A 2,716-nucleotide genomic window follows, 5' to 3' on the forward strand; every position below is an offset into this window, starting at 1 on the left:
CGTATTCGTGAATTGGCAAGATTATTTACAAAAGGCCGCACACAATTGATTTTTGGTTGGGCAACACAGCGTCAGCAACATGGTGAACAACCATATTGGATGGGGGCAGTTTTAGCGGCGATGATTGGGCAAATTGGTTTACCAGGCGGTGGCATTAGTTATTCGCATCACTATTGCTCTGTTGGTGTGCCAACTTCAGGTGCATCCATGCCAGGCGCTTTCCCACTAGCACTTGATTTTGGTCGTAAGGCTAAATATGATCAACCTGATTATCAAGGTTATTCTGCAACTATTCCTGTTGCGCGCGTTGTGGATGCGCTATTAGAACCAGGTAAAGAGATCAATTACAATGGTTCTACAGTGAAGTTGCCACCTTATAAAATGGCAATGTTCTCTGGAGCGAATCAATGGCATCGTCAGCAAGATCGCAATAAGATGAAGCGTGCGTATCAGAAGCTTGAAACGATTGTTTATACAGATTATAACTGGACAGCATCTTGCCGATTTGCAGACATTGTTTTACCTGCATGTACGCCATATGAGCGCAATGATTTAGATATTTACGGCACTTATAGTAATCGTGGTATAATTGCGATGCATAAATTAGTGGACCCTTTATATCATTCTAAACCAGACCTAGAAATTTGGGCGCAGTTTGCTAAGCGTTTGGGCCGTGAAGAAGAGTATCGTCAAGGCTTAACAGAAATGGAATGGTTAGAAAAACTCTATAATGAGTGCCGTGATGCTAATAAAGCTTCTGGCTTTAAAATGCCTGAGTTTGCTAAATTTTGGGAAGATGGATATGTGTTATTTCCCGAAGGTCCATTGTGGACGCGCCATGCAGATTTCCGAGAAGATCCTGAAGTCAATGCATTGGGTACGCCATCAGGATTTATCGAAATATTCAGTCGTAAAATTGCAAGTTATAACTATGAAAATTGCAAAGGGCATCCTATTTGGATTGAGAAGGATGAGCGTTCGCATGGTGGACCAAAATCAGAAAAATATCCTTTCTGGTTACAATCACCACACCCTGATTCACGTTTGCATTCACAAATGTGTGAAGTGGATAGTGCACGAGAAAAATATTCAATTGCAGGACGTGAGCCTGTTTATATGAACGAAGATGATGCCAAGGCAAAAGGCATCAAACATGGTGATGTTGTTTTAGTTTTTAATGATCGTGGTTCATTAATTGCAGGGGCGAATATTTCACCAAACTTTCCAAAAGGTGTTTTAAGGATCTTTGAAGGTGCTTGGTATGGACCATTGAATGAAGCAATTGGTTCTGTGGATACTTATGGGGATCCAAATACTGTGACAATGGATGTAGGTACGTCAGATTTGGCACAAGCTACAAGTGCTAATACTTGTATTGTAGATATTCGTAAATATGAAGGGGCAGCACCAGCGGTGACATCTTTTGGTGGGCCAATAGAAGTGGATCCAATTGTATGATGAAACAAGAAGAATGGCTCGCTGTGAATGAGCAGCGAGCTGCTATTTATCAATGGTTCAGTGCATGGTTTGCATTAGAGCAAACGCAAGCACAATTAGATTGCTATCACTCAGAAGAGTTAAATGGTTTATATGAGTTATTTGATCAAATAGGCTTAACATCTGAATGTACTCGGTTTAAAAAAGCTATTGCAGCTTTATTAAAAGATCAGGATGCAAGGTTAGAGTTATCTGCTGATTTTGCTCAGCATTTTTTACTAGATGATAAAGTTTCAGCATTACCTTATGCATCTTTTTATTTAGAAGATGGCAAATTGTATGGTGATGTTGAAACTAAAATGCGAGCCTTTTTATCTGAAAATAAATTGGAGGTTTCTGCTGAATTTAAAGAACCTGCGGATCATTTAGCGGTTTATTTAGAATTAATGGTTCATTGGATTCAAAAGGATAAAAATTTTGCTGAGTATTTACGAATTAATACAGAACAAGTTTTGTTTCTAACCAACGGATTATTATCTTGGTTACCAGAGTTTGTTGCTGCGAGCCAAAAGCAAAAACTTAGGTATGATGTTTATTCTGCATTGAGTGCTTTATTATTGGCATTCATTCGAGTGGATATTCTGTTGTTAAAAGAAGATACATAGATGTTAATCAAAAAGCACTTGGCTAATATGAGGCAAGTGCTTTCTATGAATGCTTAATGTTTAGTATTAATCACATTTTGTTGTGCCTGTACGATGATTAATTGCGCCATTCTCAATGAGTAATTGTTGCATTTCTTTATAATCACGCAGACAAGCATAGCTTAGTGCACTGTGGTTATAAGAGAAACGCTTTGGATCTTGAATTGTTGTTACTTTATTCAAATCAGCGCCTTCTGAAATAAAATACTTCACAACGTCCATACGATTATTGCTTGCTGCAACCATTACTAAGGTTTCACCATCATCTTCATAAGAAACATCATTGATGTCATAACCATATTTTAATAGTTCTCGTAATTTTTTAACGATATTTGCATTTTTACCCAAAGCTGCTGATTTTAAAGCATGATAAACATCACCGCTATCAGTTGCCCATAGGTTTGCATTTTTAGATAATAAATAATCCACCATATCTTCATAACCAATGAATGCAGCCCAACCCAATGCGGTTTGATTTAAGCTCCCCACATCTTTTACTTCAATGATTTGTCCTGCATCTACCATCTGTTTAACCGTTTCTAAGTCACCTTGTTTGACTGCATCAAACCATGCAG

General features: G+C 38.1%; 3 protein-coding genes. 2 read left to right on the forward strand and 1 reads right to left on the reverse strand.

Annotated features, from left to right (window positions below):
- Together BZK14_RS12870 and torD are read left to right on the forward strand one after the other, a co-directional pair.
- On the forward strand, positions 1 to 1,458 hold a 1,458-nt coding region (locus BZK14_RS12870; protein WP_171973740.1), incomplete at its 5' end, for a molybdopterin-dependent oxidoreductase.
- Entirely contained in the window at positions 1,455 to 2,102 is a 648-nt protein-coding gene (gene torD / locus BZK14_RS12875; protein ID WP_077926861.1) for a molecular chaperone TorD, read from the forward strand. The genes BZK14_RS12870 and torD, both read left to right, overlap by 4 nt.
- A gap of 66 nt (positions 2,103 to 2,168) precedes the next feature.
- Here torD and BZK14_RS12880 read toward each other — a convergent pair.
- Positions 2,169 to 2,716, reverse strand: a 548-nt coding sequence (locus BZK14_RS12880) for an ankyrin repeat domain-containing protein (RefSeq protein WP_171973741.1), incomplete at its 5' end; no start/stop codon positions are given.

It is taken from the genome of Wohlfahrtiimonas larvae, assembly GCF_002006755.1.
GTDB lineage: Bacteria > Pseudomonadota > Gammaproteobacteria > Cardiobacteriales > Wohlfahrtiimonadaceae > Wohlfahrtiimonas > Wohlfahrtiimonas larvae.

Coding starts and splice junctions, on each gene's coding strand:
- torD (WP_077926861.1), top strand. CDS start 1,455: ATGATGAAACAAGAAGAATGGCTCGCTGTGAATGAGCAGCGAGCTGCT.